This is a genomic window from Pseudomonas sp. NFACC24-1 (assembly GCF_900115235.1).
In the GTDB taxonomy this organism is placed as follows: Bacteria; Pseudomonadota; Gammaproteobacteria; order Pseudomonadales; family Pseudomonadaceae; genus Aquipseudomonas; species Aquipseudomonas fluorescens_AA.
The window spans coordinates 111,035-133,890 of the sequence record NZ_FOVS01000007.1 but is presented as its reverse complement, the minus strand read 5'-3'; the positions used below and the strand labels follow the sequence as shown (position 1 = coordinate 133,890).

General features: G+C 63.2%; 20 protein-coding genes and 1 pseudogene. 17 read left to right on the top strand and 4 right to left on the bottom strand.

Features of this window, described 5'->3' with window-relative positions; genetic code table 11:
- Positions 1 to 48: 48 nt before the first annotated feature.
- Positions 49 to 963 carry a LysR family transcriptional regulator gene (locus tag BM317_RS09280; protein ID WP_092165764.1) on the bottom strand — a complete coding sequence of 305 codons (915 nt, stop codon included), beginning with the start codon at positions 961 to 963 and terminating at the stop codon, positions 49 to 51.
- 183 nt (positions 964 to 1,146) lie between these two features.
- Here BM317_RS09280 and BM317_RS09275 point away from each other — a divergent pair, with 183 nt between their 5' ends.
- The 16 genes and pseudogenes from BM317_RS09275 to BM317_RS31050 form a co-directional block, all read left to right on the top strand.
- The gene (locus BM317_RS09275) at positions 1,147 to 1,857 is read left to right on the top strand and encodes a tellurite resistance TerB family protein (RefSeq protein WP_060739037.1); all 711 of its coding nucleotides are present in this window, start codon (positions 1,147 to 1,149) and stop codon (positions 1,855 to 1,857) included.
- Between the two features lie 258 nt (positions 1,858 to 2,115).
- The gene (locus BM317_RS09270; protein ID WP_092165766.1) at positions 2,116 to 3,738 is read left to right on the top strand and encodes a methyl-accepting chemotaxis protein; all 1,623 of its coding nucleotides are present in this window, start codon (positions 2,116 to 2,118) and stop codon (positions 3,736 to 3,738) included.
- Positions 3,738 to 4,274, top strand: coding sequence for a chemotaxis protein CheW (locus tag BM317_RS09265; protein ID WP_092474048.1), 537 nt, complete (start codon positions 3,738 to 3,740; stop codon positions 4,272 to 4,274). The genes BM317_RS09270 and BM317_RS09265 overlap by 1 nt, the downstream gene beginning before the upstream one ends.
- Positions 4,271 to 5,536 carry a CheR family methyltransferase gene (locus BM317_RS09260; protein WP_092474046.1) on the top strand — a complete coding sequence of 422 codons (1,266 nt, stop codon included), beginning with the start codon at positions 4,271 to 4,273 and terminating at the stop codon, positions 5,534 to 5,536. The genes BM317_RS09265 and BM317_RS09260 overlap by 4 nt, the downstream gene beginning before the upstream one ends.
- Positions 5,533 to 6,201 carry a chemotaxis protein CheW gene (locus tag BM317_RS09255; protein ID WP_092474044.1) on the top strand — a complete coding sequence of 223 codons (669 nt, stop codon included), beginning with the start codon at positions 5,533 to 5,535 and terminating at the stop codon, positions 6,199 to 6,201. The genes BM317_RS09260 and BM317_RS09255 overlap by 4 nt, the downstream gene beginning before the upstream one ends.
- The gene (locus tag BM317_RS09250) at positions 6,198 to 8,462 is read left to right on the top strand and encodes a hybrid sensor histidine kinase/response regulator (RefSeq protein ID WP_092474042.1); all 2,265 of its coding nucleotides are present in this window, start codon (positions 6,198 to 6,200) and stop codon (positions 8,460 to 8,462) included. Before BM317_RS09255 ends, BM317_RS09250 begins: the two co-directional genes overlap by 4 nt.
- Positions 8,459 to 9,469 carry a chemotaxis response regulator protein-glutamate methylesterase gene (locus BM317_RS09245; protein WP_092474040.1) on the top strand — a complete coding sequence of 337 codons (1,011 nt, stop codon included), beginning with the start codon at positions 8,459 to 8,461 and terminating at the stop codon, positions 9,467 to 9,469. Before BM317_RS09250 ends, BM317_RS09245 begins: the two co-directional genes overlap by 4 nt.
- Before the next feature lie 45 nt (positions 9,470 to 9,514).
- Positions 9,515 to 10,516 (top strand): response regulator, encoded by a 1,002-nt coding sequence (locus BM317_RS09240; protein WP_092165790.1) that lies wholly within the window; start codon positions 9,515 to 9,517, stop codon positions 10,514 to 10,516.
- 295 nt (positions 10,517 to 10,811) lie between these two features.
- Positions 10,812 to 11,907 (top strand): peptide chain release factor 2 gene (prfB, locus tag BM317_RS09235; protein WP_095963568.1). Its coding sequence is split into 2 segments (ribosomal slippage): positions 10,812 to 10,883 and positions 10,885 to 11,907, totalling 1,095 coding nucleotides; the frame shifts between segments, so codons are not numbered across the junction.
- A 108-nt stretch (positions 11,908 to 12,015) separates the two neighbouring features.
- Positions 12,016 to 13,518: a lysine--tRNA ligase gene (gene lysS, locus BM317_RS09230; protein WP_092165792.1), complete on the top strand. Its 1,503-nt coding sequence runs from the start codon at positions 12,016 to 12,018 to the stop codon at positions 13,516 to 13,518.
- A gap of 101 nt (positions 13,519 to 13,619) precedes the next feature.
- Positions 13,620 to 14,336: a TetR/AcrR family transcriptional regulator gene (locus BM317_RS09225; protein WP_053118752.1), complete on the top strand. Its 717-nt coding sequence runs from the start codon at positions 13,620 to 13,622 to the stop codon at positions 14,334 to 14,336.
- Between the two features lie 165 nt (positions 14,337 to 14,501).
- On the top strand, positions 14,502 to 15,056 hold the full coding sequence (locus tag BM317_RS09220) for a hypothetical protein (RefSeq protein ID WP_092474038.1): 555 nt from the start codon (positions 14,502 to 14,504) through the stop codon (positions 15,054 to 15,056).
- A 36-nt stretch (positions 15,057 to 15,092) separates the two neighbouring features.
- Entirely contained in the window at positions 15,093 to 16,370 is a 1,278-nt protein-coding gene (locus tag BM317_RS09215; protein WP_053118756.1) for a flavohemoglobin expression-modulating QEGLA motif protein, read from the top strand.
- A gap of 145 nt (positions 16,371 to 16,515) precedes the next feature.
- Positions 16,516 to 17,421 (top strand): alpha/beta hydrolase, encoded by a 906-nt coding sequence (locus tag BM317_RS09210; RefSeq protein ID WP_092165796.1) that lies wholly within the window; start codon positions 16,516 to 16,518, stop codon positions 17,419 to 17,421.
- Positions 17,418 to 17,747 (top strand): PA3694 family proteiin, encoded by a 330-nt coding sequence (locus BM317_RS09205; protein ID WP_003184997.1) that lies wholly within the window; start codon positions 17,418 to 17,420, stop codon positions 17,745 to 17,747. Before BM317_RS09210 ends, BM317_RS09205 begins: the two co-directional genes overlap by 4 nt.
- A gap of 17 nt (positions 17,748 to 17,764) precedes the next feature.
- Positions 17,765 to 17,860: pseudogene (locus tag BM317_RS31050) on the top strand (metal ABC transporter ATP-binding protein); the annotation flags it as partial.
- A 69-nt stretch (positions 17,861 to 17,929) separates the two neighbouring features.
- Here BM317_RS31050 and BM317_RS09200 read toward each other — a convergent pair.
- The 3 genes from BM317_RS09200 to BM317_RS09190 all read right to left on the bottom strand — a co-directional run bounded on the left by BM317_RS09200 (position 17,930) and on the right by BM317_RS09190 (position 19,916).
- Complete coding sequence (locus BM317_RS09200; protein ID WP_092166076.1) at positions 17,930 to 18,718, bottom strand: lipotoxin F family OmpA-related lipoprotein LptF; 789 nt, start codon at positions 18,716 to 18,718, stop codon at positions 17,930 to 17,932.
- Between the two features lie 51 nt (positions 18,719 to 18,769).
- Entirely contained in the window at positions 18,770 to 19,183 is a 414-nt protein-coding gene (locus BM317_RS09195; RefSeq protein ID WP_003198164.1) for a DUF4398 domain-containing protein, read from the bottom strand.
- Between the two features lie 388 nt (positions 19,184 to 19,571).
- Entirely contained in the window at positions 19,572 to 19,916 is a 345-nt protein-coding gene (locus BM317_RS09190) for a hypothetical protein (RefSeq protein WP_003198166.1), read from the bottom strand.
- 180 nt (positions 19,917 to 20,096) lie between these two features.
- On the opposite strand from BM317_RS09190, the gene ppc reads away from it, so the two are divergent.
- The gene (ppc, locus tag BM317_RS09185; RefSeq protein ID WP_092166078.1) at positions 20,097 to 22,727 is read left to right on the top strand and encodes a phosphoenolpyruvate carboxylase; all 2,631 of its coding nucleotides are present in this window, start codon (positions 20,097 to 20,099) and stop codon (positions 22,725 to 22,727) included.
- Positions 22,728 to 22,856 lie beyond the last annotated feature (129 nt).

The window sequence follows — 22,856 nt, the reverse complement described above, 5'->3', positions numbered from 1 at the left end:
GCTCAGCCCCGAGGCCGACAAATTCGAAATTCTCAAGGCTGCGTTCGATTAAATAGATGGCTTGCGCCCGCCATGAGGTTGTTCCCGGGCGACGGCCAGGAACGGGTCGACCGACGCCGGTCGCGCCGTGCCCCGGCGCCAGGCCAGGCCTACGTCGAGGGTCTGGTTGAGGTCGGCGATCGGCCGGGCTTCGATGATGTCGCCTTCCAGCGACCAGGGGCGGTAGGTCATGTCCGGCTGGATCGACACGCCCAATCCAGCCGCCACCAGGCTGCGCACCGCTTCGGTCGAGGCGGTGCGCAGGGTGATCCTCGGTTGCAGGCCGGCGCCGCGCCACAGGCGTTGGGCGTTGCGGTCCATTTCATCGACGTTCAGCTGGATCAGCGGTTCGCGGGCCACGTCGGCCAGGTTGATGCTGTCGTGTTCCAGCAGTGGGTGCTGTGCCGGCAACCACAAGCGGTATGGCGAATGGGTCAGGACTTCGGTCTGCAACGCGTGGCGGTCTTCCAGGTTGGACAGGATCAGCACCCCGACATCGATTTCGCCGCTGACCAGCAAATGCTCGATGTACGGCCGTTCGTCCTCCATCACGCGGATCTCCACGTTGGGGTAGGCACGCTGGAAACGGGTGAGCAGGTCCGCCAGGTAATAGCCGGCGACCAGGCTGGTGACGCCAATGGTGACTTGGCCGGCCACCTGATCGGTGCTTTGTTGCAGGCTGCGCTTGGCGTTGTCGACAGTGGCCAGGATCAAATGGGCCTGGCGCAGGAATTGATGGCCCTGGTGGGTCAGGGTCATGCCCTTGGCGTGGCGGCTGAACAGGCTGACGCCGATGTCCTGCTCCAGTTGCTGGATCGCCAGGGTCAGGGTGGACTGGGAAATGAACGCCGTTTGCGCAGCGGCGGAGATGGAACCGGTTTCGGCCACGGCGATGAAGTGGCGGATCTGACGCAGGGTCATCATGGGCGTATACCCGGTGGGCGATTTTATCGATGTGCTGGAGTGTATATCGTTTTTTCAGAAGGGTAGGTAAGTGCGTCTTCGAATGAGCCAGGCAACATCTGGAAGCAATCTCGCCTGCGGCGTCAGGGCACTTTCGATCTAGGCTGGGGGCCTTACGTTGACCCGACAATGTGGAGGCAACAAATGAACACCCGTGGATTGCTCGATCAGCTTCTCAAGTCCGGCCAGGAAATGTTGCAGAACAAGGCTGGCGGTTCACAGGGCAAGTCGTCCGGCGGCCTGGGCGGGTTGCTCGGCGGCTCCGGCAACCTGGGCGGGATGCTTTCCGGCGCGGGCGGTGGGGCCCTGGCCGCTGGGGCCATGGGCTTGTTGCTGGGTAACAAGAAAGCGCGCAGCTTCGGTGGCAAGGCCCTGGCCTACGGTGGCCTGGCTGCCTTGGGCGTGATCGCCTACAAAGCCTATGGCAACTGGCAGGCCCAACAGGGCACCGCGCCGAAAACCGAACCGCAGACCCTCGACCGCGTGCCCCCGGCGCAGGTGGAACAGCATAGCCAGGCGATCCTCAAGGCCCTGGTGGCGGCGGCCAAGGCCGACGGTCATGTGGACGAGCGGGAGCGGCAGTTGATCGAGGGTGAATTCACCAAGCTCGACAACGACCAGGAGCTGCAACACTGGCTGCACGCCGAGCTCAACAAACCCCTGGACCCCACCGACGTCGCCCGCGCCGCCAGCACCCCGGAAATAGCCGCGGAAATGTACATCGCCAGTGTGATGCTGGTGGACGAGGAAAACTTCATGGAGAAGTCCTACCTCGACGAACTGGCCCGCCAACTCAAGCTGGAGCCGGGGTTGAAGGTAGAACTGGAAAAGCAGGTGCGCCAGGCGACTGCCTAAACAGCCCCAACGCTATTTCCTGTGGGAGCGAGCTTGCTCGCGATGGCGCCCGGTCAGTCACAGCGTTTTTGACTGGTACACCGCTATCGCGAGCAAGCTCGCTCCCACAGTGGTTTTGTAGTGTCTGGCAGTTCTGTGTCCAACGCATTTCCTGTGGGGGCGAACCTCGACCTGGTCAAAATCCTCCCACGCCGCCATACAGACGCCACGCCGCCCTCGGCTATACTCCCCAGCATTTCAAGTGCCCGAGGTTTTACTGTGAAGAATTGGACATTGCGCCAACGCATCCTGGCGAGTTTTGCGGTGATCATCGCCATTATGCTGCTGATGGTGGTTGTCTCGTATTCACGGTTGTTGAAGATCCAGGACAGTGGCGAAAAGGTCCGGACCGACGCGGTGCCAGGGGTGTATTTCAGTTCGATGATCCGCGGTGGCTGGGTCGACAGCTATGTCCTGACCCAACAGATTGTCGGCCTCTCGGGGAACCGGGAAATCACCGCCGAGGACAAGGCTCGCTACCAGGGTTTCGAGCAGCACCTGCGCGAAGAGATACAGAACTACCAGAAGTTGATCCAGAACCCCGCCGATCAAGCCTCGTTCGACGAGTTCGAGGCCTTCCACCTGGCGTTCAATCAGGCGGTGGCAAAGGTCCTGGACTTGTACCAGCGCAAGGACTACGAGGGCGCACGGCTGGCGCTGGAGAAAGACCTGACGCCCGCATGGATCGGTGGCCGCGGGCATTTGAATCAGATCATCGAGCGCAATCGCGAGCTGGCGCAAAGCGCCACCCAGACCATTGGCGATGCGGTGACGGCGGCCAAGGTCGCCATGGGCCTGTCGTTCCTGGTCGCACTGATCGTCGCCGTACTGTGCGGGCTGTTGTTGATGCGGGCGATCATGGCGCCGATGAATCGCATCGTCGAGATCCTCGCGATCATGCGCAGCGGAGACCTGAGCGGGCGCCTGAACCTGGCGCGCAAAGACGAATTCGGCGCCGTGGAAACCGGCTTCAACGACATGATGGCTGAACTGACCTCGCTGGTGTCCCAGGCCCAGCGCTCTTCCGTGCAGGTCACCACCTCGGTCACCGAGATCGCCGCCACCTCGCGCCAGCAACAGGCCACGGCCACCGAAACCGCTGCCACCACCACCGAGATCGGCGCGACGTCCCGGGAGATCGCCGCCACCTCCCGGGACCTGGTGCGCACCATGACCGAAGTCTCCACCGCCGCCGACCAGGCTTCGGTGGCCGCCGGCTCCGGCCAGCAGGGCCTGGCGCGCATGGAGGAAACCATGCATTCGGTGATGGGCGCCGCCGACCTGGTGAACGCCAAGCTGGCGATCCTCAACGAGAAGGCCGGCAACATCAACCAGGTGGTGGTGACCATCGTCAAAGTGGCCGACCAGACCAACCTGCTGTCCCTCAACGCGGCCATCGAGGCCGAGAAGGCCGGTGAGTACGGGCGCGGTTTCGCCGTGGTGGCCACGGAAGTGCGGCGCCTGGCGGACCAGACTGCCGTGGCGACCTATGACATCGAGCAGATGGTGCGTGAGATCCAGTCCGCCGTATCGGCGGGTGTGATGGGCATGGACAAGTTCTCCGAAGAAGTGCGCCGAGGCATGGCCGAAGTGCAGCAGATCGGCGAGCAACTGTCGCAGATCATCCATCAGGTCCAGGCCCTGGCCCCGCGTGTATTGATGGTCAACGAAGGCATGCAGGCCCAGGCCACCGGCGCGGAGCAGATCAATCACGCCTTGGTGCAACTGGGCGATGCCAGCAGCCAGACCGTGGATTCCCTGCGCCAGGCCAGTTCCGCCATCGACGAGCTGAGCCAGGTCGCCGTGGGGCTGCGCAGCGGCGTCTCGCGTTTCAAAGTCTGATGGGCGAAATCGATACCCGGCGTGGTGCCGCACCGACGGCCCGCCAGTCGTTGTTCCTGGTGTTCTGCATCGGCAATGAACGGTACGCCCTGCAGGCCATCGATGTGGTGGAGGTGCTGCCGCGCTTGCCCCTCAAACCGATTGCCCGGGCGCCGTCCTGGGTGGCAGGGGTGTTTGCCTGGCGCGGCACGATGGTGCCGGTGATCGACCTGTGCGCCCTGACGTTCGGCCAGAATGCCGAGGCCCGGACCAGTACACGATTGGTGCTGGTGCGTTATCGAAGCGACGGGCAACAGGCCGGGCAAGTGCTGGGATTGATCCTGGAACAGGCGACCGACACCGTGCGTTGTGATCCGGCCGATTTCAAACCCTATGGCTTGGATAACCGGCAGGCGCCGTACCTCGGCCCCGTACGCGAGGATGCCCACGGATTGCTGCAATGGGTGCGGGTCAATGATCTGCTCGACGAGTCCGTTCGGGCGCTGCTGTTTCCTGCGCCGCCGCTGGACCTCGACGACCTCGGGGCAACGCCATGATCAACGATCAGCGTTTTTTCGATTTTCTCAAGGAGCGCATCGGCCTTGATGTGACCTCCGTCGGCACCGCGATCATTGAGCGGGCCGTGCGCCAACGCATCAGTGCCGTGCCCGGGCGAACCGCCGATGAATACTGGCAGGCCCTGCAGCATTCGGCCCCGGAGCAGCAGGCGCTGATCGAAGCGGTGATCGTCCCGGAGACCTGGTTCTTCCGCTATCCCGAATCCTTCGCGACCCTCGCCAGGCTGGCCGTCAAGCGCCTGGCCGAGATCAAGCACCTGCGTGCGCTGCGCATCCTCAGCTTGCCGTGCTCCACGGGCGAAGAGCCGTATTCCATCGCCATGGCCTTGCTCGACGCGGGCCTGGGGCCACATCAGTTCAAGGTCGACGGCCTGGACGTCAGCCCGCTGTCGGTGGCGCGGGCCAAGGACGCGCGCTACGGCAAAAACTCCTTCCGCGGCGCCGACCTGGGTTTTCGCGAACGGCATTTCGATGTCGCGGACGAGGGTTACCGCCTCAGCGAACGGGTGCGTGAACAGGTGCGCTTGCAGGTGGGCAACCTGTTGGATCCGGCCTTGCTGGTGAACGAGGCGCCTTACGATTTTGTGTTCTGTCGCAACTTGCTGATCTATTTCGACCAGCCGACCCAGCAGCAGGTGTTCGAGGTGCTCAAGCGCCTGACCCATCAGGACGGTGTGCTGTTTATCGGCCCCGCCGAGGGCAGCTTGCTGGGACGCCTGGGCATGCGCTCGATCGGGATAGCCCAATCGTTCGCCTTCAGCCGCCACGGGGCTGCGGAGCCTCAACCGTTGCCAGCGTTGATGCCGCCGCCGTTGCCGGTTCGTCAGCCGCCGCCCCGGGTCGTTGCGCCGGTGATTCGGCCGCGGCCGTTTGCCGCGAACGTCACGCCGATTGCCCCGCCCAAGAGCAGCGACGCCGCGACCTTGCTGGCCAATATCGCCGCCCTGGCCAACGGTGGCAAAAGCGCCGAGGCCCGCGGGGCGTGCGAAGAGTATTTGCGCAGCCATGCGCCGAACGCCCAGGTGTTCTATTGGCTGGGCCTGCTCAGCGACATGGCCGGCAGTGCGCTTGAAGCCCAGGGTTTTTATCGCAAGGCGCTTTATCTTGAACCGCAACACGCCGAGGCCCTGGTGCATCTGGCGGCGCTGCTGGCTTCCCAGGGAGACGCGGCCGGAGCCCGTCGATTGCAGGAACGCGCCGCCCGTAGCGGGCGCACGGTAGACAGTGAGCACAAACGATGAGCGGTTCGGCTTCTTACAACGTCACCCATGACGATGCCCAGGCAATCGATGATTGCTGGAACCGCATCGGGGTGCATGGCGATAAATCCTGTCCACTGTTGGTCGAGCATATCCACTGCCGCAATTGCTCGGTGTATTCGGCGGCGGCCACCCGGCTGCTGGACCGTTATACCTTGCCGCAGGATCAACGGGACTTGTCCCTGGCCCCAGTGGACAATGATGTGGTCACACGCTCGCTGCTGATGTTCCGTCTCGGCGAGGAGTGGCTGGGCCTGACGACACGCAGCCTGGTGGAAGTGGCACCGTTGCAGCCGATCCACTCGTTGCCCCACCAACGCTCGCGGGCCCTGCTGGGCGTGGCGAATGTGCGCGGGGCGCTGGTGGCCTGCCTGTCGCTGGCGGAGCTGTTGGACCTGGAGCCCGGGGCGGCGGTTGCCGGTACACGGGTCATGCCGCGCATGTTGATTGTCGCGGCCAAGGGCGGGCCGGTGGTGGTGCCGGTGGATGAGGTGGACGGCATCCACGCCATCGATGAGCGCATCCTGGCGAGCGCTTCGCCATCGGCGGGCAAGTACACCCGTGGCGTGTTGCCCTACAAAGGCCGCAGCCTGCGCTGGCTGGATGAAGAACAGCTGCTGTCCGCCGTGGCCCGGAGCCTGTCATGACCCCTGACCAGATGCGCGACGCTTCGTTGTTGGAACTGTTCAGCCTGGAGGCCGAAGCCCAGGTCCAGGTGCTGAGCACCGGTTTGCTGGCCCTGGAGCGCGATCCGAGCCAGGCCGATTACCTCGAGTCGTGCATGCGCGCGGCGCATTCCCTCAAGGGCGCGGCACGGATTGTCGGGGTGGATGCCGGCGTCAGCGTGGCCCACGTCATGGAAGATTGCCTGGTCGGTGCCCAGGAGCGGCGCCTGATGCTGGGGCCCGAGCACATCGACGCCTTGCTGCAAGGCACCGACCTGCTGACGCGCATCGCTACGCCGGGCAACAACGTCGGTGCCCCGGATGTCGACGCCTATGTGGCGTTTATGGGGCGTTTGCTCGACCCCAGCGCAGCGCAACTGCAGGCGCCGGTACCGACAAGCCTCGAGGTGCCTTTCGATCCCGTCAGTGTCGAGCGGCTCGTTCCGGAACCGTTCGCGGCACCGGAGCCGGCTTCGAAGAATAAACGGGTCACCGAAGGCGGCGAGCGGGTCTTGCGGGTCACGGCCGAACGCCTCAACAGCTTGCTCGATCTGTCGAGCAAGTCCTTGGTCGAGACCCAGCGCCTCAAGCCCTGGCTGGCGACGCTGCAACGGCTCAAGCGCCAGCAAGGCACTGGCTTGCGCGCCCTTGAAGAGCTGAACGTGCACCTCAAGGACCATGCCTTGAGCCTGCAGGCCCAGGAAGCCCTTGGCGATGCCCGCCGCTTGCTCGCCGAGACCCAGCAGTTGCTGGCGCAGAAAACCGCCGAGCTGGATGAGTTCGCCTGGCAGGCCAGTCAGCGGGCGCAGGTGCTGTACGACACGGCGCTGGCCTGTCGCATGCGGCCGTTCGCCGATGTGCTGTCGGGGCAGGTACGGATGGTCCGTGACCTGGGCCGCAGCTTGGGCAAGCAGGTGCGCCTGGAGATCGAAGGCGAGAAAACCCAGGTCGACCGCGATGTGCTGGAAAAGCTCGAAGCGCCACTGACCCACTTGCTGCGCAACGCCGTGGACCACGGCATCGAAGCCCCGGAGCAACGGATACTGGCCGGCAAGCCCGCCGAAGGCCTGATCCGCCTGCGTGCTTCTCATCAGGCTGGTCTGCTGGTCTTGGAGTTGGCGGACGACGGCGCAGGGGTGGACCTGGAGCGGGTGCGCCGCAGCATTGTCGAGCGCGCGCTTTCCCCTGAGCAAACAGCCGCCAGCCTGAGCGAAGAGGAACTGCTGACCTTCCTGTTCCTGCCCGGTTTCAGCCTGCGCGACAAAGTCACTGAAGTGTCCGGGCGTGGCGTCGGCCTGGACGCCGTCCAGCACATGGTCCGGCAGTTGCGCGGGGCGGTGGTGCTGGAGCAGGCGGCGGGCGAGGGCAGTCGTTTCCATCTCGAGGTGCCGCTGACGCTGTCGGTGGTGCGCAGCCTGGTGGTGGAGGTCGGCAATGAGGCGTACGCCTTTCCCCTGGCCCACATCGAACGCATGTGCGACCTGGCGCCGGAAGACATCGTCCAGGTCGAAGGGCGTCAGCATTTCTGGCACGAAGGCCGGCATATCGGCTTGGTCGCCGCCAGCCAGTTGCTCAATCGCCCGTCGACGCAGAACAGCGGCCAGACCCTCAAGGTCGTGGTGATCCGCGAGCGCGAGACGATCTACGGGGTGGCGGTGGAGCGGTTCATCGGCGAGCGAACCCTGGTGGTCCTGCCCCTGGACGAACGCCTGGGCAAGGTCCAGGACATTTCCGCCGGGGCCCTGCTCGACGATGGCTCGGTGGTGTTGATTATCGATGTCGAAGACCTGCTGCGCTCGGTGGAAAAGTTGCTCGATACCGGGCGCCTGGAGCGCATCGCCCGGCAGAACCAGGCCCAGGCCCCGCGCAAGCGGATCCTGGTGGTGGACGATTCCCTGACCGTGCGCGAGCTGCAACGCAAGTTGCTGCTCAATCGTGGCTATGACGTGGCGGTGGCGGTGGATGGCATGGATGGCTGGAATGCATTGCGCTCAGAGGATTTCGACTTGCTGATCACCGACATCGACATGCCGCGCATGGACGGTATCGAGTTGGTGTCGCTGTTGCGGCGCGACAACCGCTTGCAGTCGTTGCCGGTGATGGTGGTGTCCTACAAGGATCGCGAAGAGGATCGTCGCCGTGGTCTCGACGCCGGCGCCGACTATTATTTGGCCAAGGCGAGTTTCCACGACGACGCCTTGCTCGACGCCGTGGTTGAATTGATCGGAGGGGCGCGCGCTTGAAGATCTCCATCGTCAATGACATGCCCCTGGCGGTCGAGGCCCTGCGCCGCGCCCTGGCGTTCGAGCCGGCGCATCAACTGGTCTGGGTGGCCGCCAACGGGGCCGAGGCGGTGCAGCGTTGCGCCGAGTACACCCCGGACCTGATCCTGATGGACCTGTTCATGCCGATCATGGATGGTGTCGAGGCCACCCGGCGGATCATGGCCGACAGCCCCTGCGCTATCGTGATTGTCACCGGGGACAGCCAGCAGAACGTCCACCGGGTGTTCGAGGCCATGGGCCATGGCGCGCTGGATGTGGTCGATACCCCGGCCCTGGGTGTCGGTAATCCGGCGGACGCGGCGGCGCCGCTACTGCGCAAGATCGCCAACATCGGCTGGCTGATCGGTGAGCGCAACAAGCATGAGCGCCCCGCGCCGCCGGCGCAGCGTATGGCGGTGTCGCGCAAGAGCCTGGTGGCCATCGGGTCATCGGCGGGCGGGCCGGCGGCGCTGGAAGTGCTGCTCAAGGCGTTGCCGCGGGACTTTGCCCCAGCGATCGTGCTGGTCCAGCATGTGGACGAGGTGTTCGCCGCGGGCATGGCCGAGTGGCTGGGCAGCGTGTCGGGCCACACGGTGCGCCTGGCCCGGCACGGCGAGACGCCGCAAAGTGGCACGGTGTTGCTGGCCGGGACCAACCATCATCTGCGTTTGTTGAAGGACGGCACCCTGGCCTACACCGCCGAGCCGGTGAACGAGATCTACCGGCCCTCCATCGACGTGTTTTTTGAAAGTGTCGCCCAGTACTGGAGCGGTGACGCGGTGGGCGTATTGCTCACCGGCATGGGCCGCGACGGTGCGCAAGGGCTTAAACTCATGCGCCAGCAGGGCTATGTGACCATCGCTCAGGACCAGCGCAGCAGCGCGGTGTACGGCATGCCCAAAGCAGCGGCCGCCATCGATGCCGCCGTCCATATTCTTGCCCTGGACGCCATTGCGCCACGGCTGTTGGAGATTGTGACCCCATGAAGAACCCCGCGCGCCTTGCCCCGGGCCGTACCCAGGTAAGCCATCATGAATGACCTGCAGCTCGACGATTTCAAGCGCGATGAGAACGCCGCCATGGTCTTGCTCGTCGACGACCAGGCGATGATCGGCGAAGCGGTGCGGCGTGGGCTGTCGAATGAAGAAAACATCGACTTCCATTTCTGCTCCGACCCCCATCAGGCCATCGCCCAGGCGATTCGCATCAAGCCGACGGTGATTCTCCAGGACCTGGTGATGCCCGGCCTCGACGGCCTGAGCCTGGTGCGCGAGTACCGTAACCATCCCGCCACCCGCGATATTCCGATCATTGTCCTGTCCACCAAGGAGGACCCGCTGGTCAAGAGCGCGGCGTTCGCCGCCGGGGCCAACGACTACCTGGTCAAGTTGCCGGACAACATCGAACTGGTGGCGCGCATCCGCTATCACTCGCGTTCCTACATGATGCTGTTGCAGCGTGACGCGGCCTATCGCGCACTGCGGGTCAGCCAGCAACAACTGCTCGACACCAACCTGGTGCTGCAACGGTTGATGAACTCCGACGGCCTGACCGGGCTGTCCAATCGCCGGCATTTCGATGAGTACCTGGAGCTGGAATGGCGCAGGGCGATGCGCGACCAGAGCCAATTGTCGCTGCTGATGATCGACGTGGACTACTTCAAGGCCTACAACGATAACTTCGGTCACCTGGAAGGCGACGAAGCCCTGCGCAAGGTCGCCACGGCGATCCGTGAGGCGTGCAGCCGTCCGTCCGACTTGCCGGCCCGCTACGGCGGCGAAGAGTTCGCCCTGGTGCTGCCTGGCACCTCGCCGGGCGGCGCCCGGTTGATGGCCGAGAAACTGCGCCAGAGCGTCGGCGCCTTGAAAATTCCCCATACCACGCCCGACGGCGGCGAGAACCTGACCGTCAGCATCGGCGTCTCGACCGTCACGCCGCAGCAAGGTGGCGATTGCCGGCAACTGATCTCGGCGGCGGACAAGGGGCTGTACCTGGCCAAGCACAATGGGCGTAATCGGGTGGGGGTCGAGTAGCCTTCGGTCGGTGATGGACGCTTTTGTGGCGATGGGATTTAGCAAAACGTCGCACCGCCCCGCTGGGCTGCGAAGCGGCCCCAGAATCGGACCCTGCGGTGCTTCAGGCAAATCGCGTCGGCTGCATTTGGGGCTGCTTCGCAGCCCAACGGGGATAAATCCCCTCGCCACAGGGGTGTGTACCAGGCTCGGTCTTGATCTCATTGTCCCTAAAGCCGCCAGGCGGGCTGCCGCTGGCGCTTGATTACGTTATACTCGCCGGCTTTCAAAAGTTCGCCAACGAGTGCTGCCCGCCATGGAAATCAACCCGATCCTTAACACCATCAAGGACCTGTCCGAGCGCTCCGAAACTATTCGGGGGTATCTTTGACTACGATCAAAAGCATGAGCGCCTGACCGAAGTCAATCGCGAGCTTGAAGATCCGAACGTCTGGAACAACCCGTCGTACGCCCAGGAACTGGGCCGCGAGCGTTCTGCGCTGGCGCAGATCGTCGAGACCCTGGACGAGTTGTCCAGCGGCCTGGCCGATTGCCGCGACCTGCTGGACATGGCTGTCGAAGAGAACGATGAAGGCGCGGTCGGCGATGTCGTCGCCGAGCTGACACGCCTTGACGAGAACCTCGCCAAGCTGGAATTCCGTCGCATGTTCAGCGGCGAGATGGACATGAACAACGCCTACCTGGACATCCAGGCCGGTTCCGGCGGCACCGAGGCCCAGGACTGGGCCAACATCCTGCTGCGCATGTACCTGCGCTGGGCTGACAAGCGCGGTTTCGACGCCACCATCATGGAGCTGTCGGCCGGTGAAGTCGCCGGGATCAAGGGCGCCACCGTGCACATCAAGGGCGAATACGCCTTTGGCTGGCTGCGGACCGAGATCGGCGTGCACCGCCTGGTGCGCAAGAGCCCGTTCGACTCCGGCAACCGTCGCCACACCTCGTTCTCGGCCGTGTTCGTTTCGCCGGAAATCGACGACAACATCGAGATCGAGATCAACCCGGCGGACCTGCGCATCGACACCTACCGTTCCTCCGGGGCCGGTGGCCAGCACGTCAACACCACCGACTCGGCGGTACGGATTACCCACGTACCGACCAACACTGTGGTCAGTTGCCAGAACGAGCGTTCCCAGCACGCCAACAAAGACACCGCGATGAAGATGCTGCGGGCCCGCCTGTACGAGCAGGAAGTGCAGAAGCGCAACGCGGCGTCCCAGGCGCTGGAAGACACCAAGTCGGACATCGGCTGGGGTCACCAGATCCGTTCGTACGTGCTCGACGCCTCGCGGATCAAGGACCTGCGTACCAGCATCGAACGCAGCGATTGCGACAAGGTGCTCGACGGCGATATCGATGAATACCTGATCGCCAGCCTCAAACAAGGGCTGTAACGCGACACCCATGCGGCGGGCGGGCACGCTTCCATCAAGAAGCGCGGCTCGCCCGCAAACTCCGGCCCGGGCCGGGGGCAACGAACCTGTGATGGAATCCTTAAAGACATGAGCGACCTAGAACTCGACCCGCAAGCCCTGCAACAGGAAGAAAACTCCCTGATCGCCCTGCGCAAGGAAAAGCTTGCTGCCGAGCGCGCCAAGGGCCAGGCCTTCCCCAACGACTTCCGCCGCGACGCCTACTGCGACGTCTTGCAGAAGCAGTATGCGGACAAGACCAAGGAAGAGCTGGCCGAGGCGGCGATTCCAGTCAAGGTGGCCGGTCGTATCATGCTCAATCGTGGTTCGTTCATGGTGATCCAGGACATGACCGGGCGCATCCAGGTCTACGTCAACCGCAAGACTCTGTCGGAAGAAACCCTGGCCGCCGTCAAGACCTGGGACCTGGGCGACATCATTGCCGCCGAAGGCACCCTGGCCCGTTCCGGCAAGGGCGACCTGTACGTCGAGATGACCAGCGTGCGCCTGCTGACCAAGTCCCTGCGCCCGCTTCCGGACAAGCACCATGGCCTGACCGACACCGAGCAGCGCTATCGCCAGCGCTACGTCGACCTGATCGTCAACGAAGACGTGCGCCAGACGTTCCGCGTGCGTTCGCAAGTCATCGCCCACATCCGCAGCTTCCTGATGAAGCGTGACTTCCTGGAAGTCGAGACGCCGATGCTGCAGACCATTCCTGGCGGTGCGGCGGCCAAGCCGTTCGAAACCCACCACAATGCCCTGGACATGGAAATGTTCCTGCGCATCGCGCCGGAGCTGTACCTCAAGCGGCTGGTGGTCGGTGGCTTCGAGAAAGTCTTCGAGATCAACCGCAACTTCCGTAACGAAGGCGTTTCGACCCGGCACAACCCCGAGTTCACCATGCTCGAGTTCTACCAGGCCTACGCCGACTACGAAGACAACATGGACCTGACCGAAGAACTGTTCCGCGAGCTGGCGCAGCTTGTTCTCGGGACTACCGACGTGCCGTACGGCGACAAGGTGTTCCACTTCGGCGAGCCGTTCGTGCGCCTGTCGGTGTTCGACTCGATCCTCAAGTACAACCCTGAACTGACTGCCGATGACCTGAACGACATCGAAAAGGCCCGTGCCATCGCCAAGAAGGCCGGCGCCAAGGTGCTCGGCTTCGAAGGCCTGGGCAAGCTGCAAGTGATGATTTTCGAAGAACTGGTCGAGCACAAGCTGGAACAGCCGCACTTCATCACCCAGTACCCGTTCGAAGTGTCGCCGCTGGCCCGTCGCAACGACGAGAACCCAAGCGTGACCGACCGTTTCGAGCTGTTCATCGGTGGGCGTGAAATCGCCAACGCCTATTCCGAGCTCAACGATGCCGAAGACCAGGCCGAGCGTTTCATGGCCCAGGTGGCTGACAAGGACGCCGGCGACGACGAAGCCATGCACTACGATGCCGACTTCGTGCGCGCCCTGGAGTACGGCATGCCGCCGACCGCCGGCGAAGGCATCGGCATCGATCGCCTGGTGATGTTGTTGACCAACTCACCGTCGATCCGGGATGTGATTCTCTTCCCGCACATGCGGCCTCAAGCGTAAGTGCTTCAACTAAAAAGCCGCCTGGAAGGGCGGCTTTTTATTGCCTGTCTGGTACAAACGTATCAATTGGTTAGTTTTTCAAAGAGCGAGGAAGACCTGTCGTGAATCGTGCAATGGCTTCAGAAGGTGCAGCGGGCGTCGCCACGGCTGTCGCTGAAAGTGTTCAGTACCAGGGCCGCAAGGCCAGCCGACAGGGCAGTGAGCAGCGTCGCCAGGAGATTCTCGATGCGGCCATGCGCATTGTCGTGCGCGATGGCGTGCGTGCGGTGCGTCACCGCGCGGTGGCCGCTGAAGCGGGTGTGCCGCTGTCGGCCACCACGTATTATTTCAAGGACATCGATGACCTGCTCACCGACACCTTCGCCCAGTACGTGGAGCGTAGCGCGGCGTTCATGGGCAAGCTGTGGGCCAACAACGAAGGCCTGCTGCGGGAAATGGTCGCCTATGGTGACGGCAGCGCCCAATCGCGTTCGCAGTTGGCGGACGACATTGCCCGGATGACCGCCGACTACGTGCGGCATCAGCTGGACAGTCGTCGTGAATACCTGATGGCCGAGCAGGCCTTTCGCCAGGAAGCCCTGCTCAACCCGCGCCTGGCGGAGTTGGTGCGCTCCCACCAGCAGATTTTGCTGCACGGCACGTGTCAGTTTTTCCAAGTATTAGGCTCCCGCGAGCCGCAACAGGATGCCAAAGTGTTGACGGCGATTATCGGACGGATGGAATATCAGGGCTTGCTCAATGGCGCCGAGCCGGTCGCCGATGAAGATATGCTCGGCATCCTGACCCGCTACATGCACCTGGTACTGGCGTCGGTGTGAATTACACAGATCCCTGTGGCGAGGGGATTTATCCCCGCTGGGGCGCGTAGCGGCCCCAAAACCAGCCAACTCGGTACGTCTGGCTAACTGAGCTGACTGCAAGGGGGCTGCTCCGCAGCCCAACGGGGATAAATCCCCTCGCCACAGATGCCATAGGGAGTTCAAATGAAAGCCTGGCGTGCCGTTGTCCTGGCCGTGTCGTTGCTGCTGCTCAGTGGCTGCCTGGTGTCGTTCAAGGCGCCGTTGCCTGACAGCGAAGCCGCGCCCGCGGGCCTGCTCGGCCACTGGACCAGCACCAATGCCTGGGGCGAACCGTTGAACCTGGAGCTGACGCAGGTCGGCAAGCACCGCTACCAGGCTATCAGCTATTTCAGGGCCAGGCCCCAGGAGCGCGAAGCCATTCCCCTGACCGTCTCCCGTCACGGCAGCCGCTGGTACCTGTCGGCCAAGGTGCCGGCACGCTATGGCGGCCATTTCCTGATCGCCGGTTTCGAATTGACCGAAAAACAGGAACTGGTGGTCTACAACCTGGACTTGGAGCAGATCAACCAGGCCATCGGCCAGAAGCTCCTCAGCGGCCAGCCGAACCAGAGCGAGGAGGGCGAAGGCGTGTTGGTGGACAGCGACATGAACAAGGTTTTCAGCTACCTCGACGACCCGGCCAATTCCGACGTGTTTTCGGAAGCCGTGCGTTACCAGCGACTGGCCAAATCCCAATAATTGCTACAAGCGGACGTTTTTTCACAGGAGTTCCGGGTGGACGATTACCAGCAGACGATACGCACCTTGTCCGATCGCATTGTGCTGGCGCAAACGCCGATTCGCATCCTCGATGCGGTGAAGTGGGACGAGAATATCCGCAAGGGGTTTCTCAAGGCCAAGGGCAAGGAAATGCCCGCGGTGGATCGCGACTATTACCTCAACCGGCCACTGTCCTTCGATTCCAGCAAAGTGAAGCTGGAGTTCCAGAACATCGAGCGTGACATCACCCGTCAGTTGGGGCAGTTCAACCCGGTTGGCCAGATCATGCGCCGCATGTGCAAGGAGTACCGCATGGTGGTGCGCATGCTCGAAGCCCGTGGCACCGAGGATTTCGGGCTGATCTCCCAGGAACTCTACGGCGCCGCCTCCGATGCCTTCCACGCCGGCGACCCGACTCTGGCCGACCTGGGCCTGATGCTCTCCGATTACCTGAATAACATCGATGGCCGTGGCGACCTCAAGGACGAGCCGAAAGTCCTCAGCGCCAAGGAAGCCGTCAACCTGCTGCAACACCGTCTCAACCGGGTGTTCGGCGAAGCCGAGGAAACCATCCGGGTGTTCGAGTCCGATGGCATCGTGGCCGACGCGGCGGCGGGCGCGGACTACATCAAGATCCGCACCGATGCGATGTTCAACGAACGCGATGTGCGGGCGCTGGAGGTCCATGAAGGGCTGGTGCACGTCGGCACCACCCTCAACGGCCTGAACCAGCCGATCTGCACCTTCCTGTCCAAGGGCCCGCCCTCGTCCACGGTGACCCAGGAAGGCCTGGCGATCCTGATGGAAATCATCACCTTCGCCTCCTACCCCAGCCGCCTGCGCAAGCTGACCAACCGCACCCGGGCCATTCACATGGTGGAGGAGGGCGCCGATTTCCTGCAGGTCTTCGAGTTCTTCCGCGAGCAGGGTTTTGAAATGGCCGAAAGCTACGGCAACGCCAGCCGGGTGTTCCGTGGCTCGGTGCCGACCGGGCTGCCATTCACCAAAGACTTGTCCTACCTCAAGGGCTTCATCATGGTTTACAACTACATTCAGCTGGCCGTGCGCAAAGGCAAGCTGGAGCAGGTGCCGCTGCTGTTCTGCGGCAAGACCACCTTGGAGGACATGCGCACGTTGCGCCAGTTGGTGGATGAAGGCCTGGTGGTGCCGCCCAAATACCTGCCCGAGCAGTTCCGCGACATGAACGCCCTGTCGGCCTGGATGTGTTTCTCCAACTTCCTGAACCACCTGAGCCTGGACCGGATCGAGGCGGATTATTCCAATATCCTTTGAACAACACAGGATCATGTGGGAGCGGGCTTGCTCGCGAAGACGGTGTGTCAGTCACCTGAGAGGTAGCTGGCCCGACGCTTTCGCGAGCAAGCCCACTCCCACAGAAGCACTGCATTTCAACTTCAAGTCTGCGAGGTTTCACCGGATGCGAATCCTCGGCATCTTTTGCCTGTTGCTGGCCCTGAGCGGCTGCAGCTCACTGCTGTTCTACCCCGAGCACGGCCTGCCGTTTACCCCGGAGCGGGCCAAGCTCGAGTACCGCGACGTCACCCTGACCACCGCTGACGGCCTCAAGCTCCGAGGCTGGTGGCTGCCCGTCAAACCAGGCGTGGAGGTCAAGGGCACGGTGCTGCATTTGCACGGCAACGGCGGCAACCTGGCCTGGCACCTGGGCGGGAGCTGGTGGTTGCCGGAGCAGGGTTACCAGGTATTGATGGTCGATTACCGGGGGTACGGCGTGTCCGAAGGCGAGCCGAGCCTGCCGGCTATTTACCAGGACATCGACGCCGCGTTCCAATGGCTCGATCAGTCCCCGGATGTCCAGGGCAAGCCGCTGGTGCTGCTCGGCCAGAGCCTGGGCGGCGCGCTGGCGGTGCATTACCTGGTGGAGCATCCCCAGCGGCAACGGCAGCTCAAGGCCCTGGTGCTCGATGGCGTGCCCGCCAGTTACCGCGACGTCGGGCGTTTTGCCCTGAGCACATCGTGGCTGACCTGGCCGTTCCAGGTGCCGTTGTCCTGGCTGGTGCCGGACGGTGACAGCGCGATCAGTTCCGTGGCGCAATTGAATGGCGTGCCGAAATTGATCTACCACAGCCTGGACGATCCCATCGTGCCTCTTTCCAACGGCATCCGCCTGTATCAAGCTGCGCCGCCACCGCGGGTTCTGCAATTGACCCGCGGCGGCCATGTGCAGACATTCGCCGACCCGACCTGGCGCACCGTGATGCTGCGCTACCTCGACGACCCCCAGCACTTTGACGGCCTGCGCCGCCTGGGCGAAGTCCCGAACTACCCGAAATCACCCGTTGAATCACCAGAGAAGCCGCAATGAGCGAAGAACGTAACGCCATCCCCCTGATCATCACCGGTATCTGCAGCATCATCGGCACCGTCGCGGTGCTCTGGTATTACGGCTACCTGCACTTCGCCAAGCCCGAGGACGCGTTGCTGCTCAACCAATTCACCATGCTCAAGACCGTGCCGGGAGAGGACTACAAAGTGTCCCTGGAACCGGCCCCCCAGGTCGCCCAATGCATCGACGGTGTACTGGTGTTGTTCGACACCGAGCAGAAAGGCCTGACCGGTGTGCTGATCAACGAGAAGAAACGCGCGGTGCGCTGCATGGGCCAGGAGACGCCGCAGAAGCTTCAGCCGTAACCCCAAGGACGCCACATATCCCTGTGGGAGCGGGCTTGCTCGCGAAGGCGTCGGGTCAGCTACCTACTACAGTGACTGACACACCGCCTTCGCGAGCAAGCCCGCTCCCACAGGGTGAATAAGCCATGAAAAAGCCCCGCCTGATTGAAGTCAGGCGGGGCTTTTTTGTTGCACTCAGCCGATCAGTTGGCGCTCATGGACGAGCGCGGGGCCACTGGCTGGTTGTCGTTGGAGATGGTCACTTCCACACGACGGTTCATGGCGCGGCCCGAGACGCTGGTATTGTCAGCCACCGGGAATTCCTTGCCGTAGCCCTGGGTCACGATACGGGCTGGGTCGACGCCCATCTTCACCAGCTCGGTGCGCACGGAGCCCGCGCGGCGTTCCGACAGCGACTGGTTGTAGGAATCCGAACCGGTGCTGTCGGTATAGCCTTCGATGATCACCTTGCGGTCCGGGTTTTCCTGGAGGAATTGCGCCAGTTTGTTCACGTTCGTCATGCCGCTGGCGCGCAGGTCGGACTTGTTGGTGGCGAACAGCACGTCGCCGAAGGTCACCAGCGTACCGCGTTCGGTCTGCTTGGCGTTCAGGCTGTCCTGCAGTTGCTTGATCTGCGCATTGCGAGCGTCGAGCAGCGCACGGGCACGTTCGTCGCCAGCGTTTTTCAGCTCGGCTTCGGCGTTGCGCAGGGCGATGGTCTGCTTGGCCACTTCAACGCGCTGGTTGGTCAGGTAGGCCAACTGGTCGACCTTGGCTTCGTCTTCCTTGTCCATATAGGCTTTGTCGGCCTTGGCCAGGAAGTCGGCGGCGTCTTTGGTTTCCAGCGCAGCCACCTTCGTCGCGGCCGGGTCAGCCTGCAGGCCGTTGTAGTTGGTACGGGCCTGTTCCAGGTTGGCGTTCGGGTCGTGGGAGCAAGCGGCCAGGGCTACGCAGGCGGCGAGCAGGGCGGGCATCATCAAGTGTTTGTGCATCATAGTCTGTCGTCCTTTTATCAATGAGAAGTACGTCGTGGCGTGAACGGTTTACTGAACCTTGTTCATGCCTTCCTGACGCAGTTCCTGAACCCCTTTCTGAGAATCCTTGAGTGCTTGTTCGGCCTTGGCGGCCTGGGCCTTGCGCTCGGCGACGCGGGCATCCCACTCGGCCTGTTCGGCCAGTCGCTTGGCTTCATCGTATTTCTTGTCATGCATGGCGATTTCGGCTTGCTTCAGTTTGTCCTGGGCCGATTTCATTTCCACAGCGGCGAATTCGGTGCCGCCGGCGCTGACCGCGCTGTTGACCGCCGATTGGGTCACCGCGTACTGCTCAGACGGTGGATTGCCGGCGCAACCGGCGAGAATGAAGCTGCTACCGATCGCCAGGGCAGCCAACTTCAAGCCGCGCAAGCCAGTGGATGAGGGTTTGGCAGTGCAGGTATTCATAGGCTTCAACTCCATTGGAAAACTCCTGAAAAAACGACAAATCCATGCTGGGACCGAAACCGTGACGTCTGGTTTGGCGTTGGCGCCAAGGCGCGTTTATTTAAACAACCGTTCCAGTATGGTTACTCGGTGTGACCCGAGGCGTTTTTCAAAAGTTCAGCGAGGATGGCCATTCGCCAAAAGAATTACTGACTGATCGGTCAGTGACAGAAAAGCTGAACTTTCAAGGCGCGCCGCGGTATTCACGGCGTAGGGAGACGTGCGATTTTTTTGGAGGGCGCGTGTGTAGGAGCTGCCGAGCGAAGCGAGGCTGCGATCTTTCCCCTGCCGCTTGAGTCTCAAGCGAAAGATCAAAAGATCGCAGCCTTCGGCAGCTCCTACAAAGATTTTCGCCGTAGAGAAATCAGTGTTTGGATTTGTCGTTCTGCGAGGAAAGTTCGTGCAGATGCCGACGGGACAACGCGAGGAATCGCGGAGTTGGCCCCACATCTTCGTACAGCGGGTCACCCTCTTCATCGGTCGCCACGACTTGCGAACCCTTGATGTAGGGGAAACTCGCCTCCAGCTCTTCCAGCGCCGCGCCGATCAACTCGCCCAGCAGCTCCTCTGGCTGGCGCTTGGGGTACATGTCGCAAATCGCTGCCAGGCGCGCGGCGGCTTCCACGTCCAGATGGATCGTGTAGCCAGTCTGGGTCAGGCGACCCTTGGCGTTTTCTTCCCAATGCTGGGCAAGCTCACGAATTTTCATGATGACCTCAATCAGCCTGCTCGTGGCAGGCGCGGTGAGTGACAAGCCGTTGTGTGGCTTACTCATGAGACTAGCTTTGTTGGACAAGGTTTAAAGTCCCTTCGTCGCTTGTCATAAGCGACGGGCATCGGCACTCTCTAAGCCAAGAGCTGTCCGGACTTTTTTGCTGGAGAAATGCTGATGACCGATATCGATGCCCGCTTGCGCGAGGATGTCCACCTGCTCGGCGAACTGCTGGGCAATACCATCCGCGAACAGTACGGGGATACGTTTCTCGACAAGATCGAGCAGATCCGCAAGGGGGCCAAGGCTGACCGACGCGGCTCCGTGGACGCCGAACTCAGCGCCAGCCTCAACCAACTGAGCGAGGATGAGTTGCTGCCGGTGGCGCGTGCGTTCAACCAGTTTCTGAACCTCGCCAACATTGCCGAACAGTACCAACTGATCCACCGTCGCGACGAGTCGCAACCGGCGCCCTTCGAGGCACGCGTCCTGCCCGAGCTGCTCGCCCGGTTGCGGGCTGAAGGCCATGGCGCCGAGGCCCTGGCCCGGCAGTTGGGACGCCTGGAGATCGAACTGGTTCTCACGGCCCACCCCACTGAAGTGGCCCGCCGCACGCTGATCCAGAAGTACGATGCCATTGCCGCGCAACTGGCGGCCCAGGACCACCGCGACCTGACCAGCGCCGAGCGCGCGCAGATTCACGAACGGCTGCAACGCTTGATCGCCGAAGCCTGGCACACCGAAGAGATCCGCCGCACCCGGCCGACGCCGGTGGACGAAGCCAAGTGGGGGTTCGCGGTAATCGAGCATTCGCTGTGGCAGGCCATCCCCAATTACCTGCGCAAGGCCGATCAGGCCCTGCATGCCGCCACCGGCTTGCGTCTGCCGCTGGAGGCCGCACCCATCCGCTTTGCCTCGTGGATGGGTGGCGACCGTGACGGTAACCCGAATGTCACTGCCGCCGTGACCCGCGAGGTGCTATTGCTGGCGCGGTGGATGGCGGCGGACCTGTACCTGCGTGACGTCGACCAACTGGCAGCCGAGCTGTCCATGCAAAACGCCAGTGAGGCCTTGCGTGCCCAGGCCGGCGACAGCGCCGAACCGTATCGCGCCGTGCTCAAGCAACTGCGTGACCGCCTGCGCGCCACTCGCAACTGGGCCCACGCCTCCTTGAGTGCCACCACGCCAGCCAGCGCCGAGGTGCTGCAGCACAACCGCGAACTGTTGGACCCCTTGGCGCTGTGCTACCACTCCCTGCACGAGTGCGGCATGGGCGTGATTGCCGACGGGCCGTTGCTCGATTGCCTGCGCCGGGCGGTGACCTTCGGCTTGTTCCTGGTGCGCCTCGATGTGCGCCAGGACTCGACGCGTCATAGCGCCGCCATGACGGAAATAACCGACTACCTGGGCCTGGGCCGCTATGAGGATTGGAACGAGGAGCAACGCATCAGCTTCCTGCTCGAGGAACTGAACAACCGGCGCCCGCTGCTGCCGGCCCATTTCAAGCCCTCGGCCGACACCGCGGAAGTATTGGCGACGTGCCGGGAAGTGGCGGCGGCGCCGGCGGCGTCCCTGGGTTCCTATGTGATCTCCATGGCTGGCGCGGCTTCCGATGTCCTCGCCGTGCAGTTGTTGTTGAAGGACGCCGGCGTGTTGCGGCCGATGCGGGTGGTGCCGCTGTTCGAAACCCTGGCCGACCTGGACAACGCCGGGCCGGTGATCGAGCGGCTGTTGCTGCTGCCCGGCTATCGCTCACGGCTGCAAGGCCCCCAGGAAGTGATGATCGGCTATTCCGACTCGGCCAAGGATGCCGGGACCACGGCGGCGGCCTGGGCACAGTATCGGGCCCAGGAGCGGCTGGTGGACATCTGCCGCGAGCAGCAAGTCGAACTGCTGTTGTTCCACGGGCGTGGCGGCACCGTGGGCCGTGGCGGCGGTCCGGCGCACGCGGCGATCCTGTCCCAGCCACCCGGTTCGGTGGCCGGGCGTTTCCGCACCACCGAACAAGGCGAAATGATTCGTTTCAAATTCGGCCTACCGGACATCGCCGAACAGAACCTCAATCTTTACCTCGCCGCGGTGCTTGAAGCGACGTTGCTGCCACCGCCACCCCCCACGCCGCAGTGGCGGGACTTGATGGACGAGCTGGCGGCCGACGGCGTCAGTGCCTACCGCGCCGTGGTGCGGGAGAACCCACAATTCGTCGAGTACTTCCGCCAGTCCACCCCCGAGCAGGAACTCGGGCGCCTGCCCCTGGGCAGCCGTCCGGCCAAGCGTCGGGCCGGCGGCATCGAAAGCCTGCGGGCGATCCCGTGGATCTTCGGCTGGACCCAGACGCGCCTGATGCTGCCGGCCTGGCTCGGCTGGGAAACCGCGCTGAGCAAGGCCCTGGAGCGCGGCGAAGGTGAGTTGCTGGGGCAGATGCGCGAGCAATGGCCATTCTTCCGGACCCGCATCGATATGCTGGAGATGGTGCTGGCCAAGGCCGACGCCGATATCGCGCGCTCTTACGACGAGCGTTTGGTGGAACCTGAGTTACTGCCTTTGGGTGCGCATTTACGCGACCTATTGTCGCAGGCCTGCTCGGTGGTCCTTGGCTTGACCGGTCAGTCGCAGCTACTGGCACATAGCCCAGCCACGCTGGAATTCATTCGCCTGCGCAACACCTACCTCGACCCGTTGCACCTGTTGCAGGCCGAGCTGTTGGCGCGCTCGCGGCAGCAGGATGTGGCCCAGGGCAGCCCCGTGGAACAGGCGTTGCTGGTGTCTGTGGCGGGAATTGCCGCCGGTTTGCGCAATACCGGCTAACATCAGGCAGCGCACCGAAACGGCTCGTCCGACGTTCCCGGGCGCTGTCCGCTGGGGGAGGGAGCAGGTCGAGCAGGCGACAGTTTGTTGTTCGGTTGCGACGCTCGCCACCCCCTCCGAAGGTCGTAT